We start from the raw sequence: 253 nt of genomic DNA, 5'->3' as shown, positions 1-253 counted from the left end.
GATCCGCACCAACGACGAGCGCAACACCGTCTGGATGATCGACCGCGTCGCCACCACCCGCGCCGCCGCCGTCGCCGGGGAGAAGAACGCCTCGACGGCGGCGATCGCCAACTCCGTCTGCATGAAGACGAACATGATCAACGACTGTCGCCGGAAGTAGTCCATCTCGATGGCGTAGCCCCGCATCGCCTCGGCGATACCGCGCTGGACAACCGCCACCTGGAGCAGGACGGCCGGGTTGGTCGCCGTGAAC

At 66.8% G+C, this 253-nt stretch carries 1 protein-coding gene; it reads right to left on the bottom strand.

The window, feature by feature from the left end:
- A partial coding sequence (locus ACLQ29_RS35575) for a hypothetical protein (RefSeq protein WP_425775726.1) occupies positions 1 to 253 on the bottom strand: 253 nt, incomplete at both ends.

Source organism: Micromonospora sp. DT228 (assembly GCF_049841595.1).
Lineage (GTDB): Bacteria > Actinomycetota > Actinomycetes > Mycobacteriales > Micromonosporaceae > Micromonospora.
This window is presented reverse-complemented; position numbering and strand designations above follow the sequence as displayed.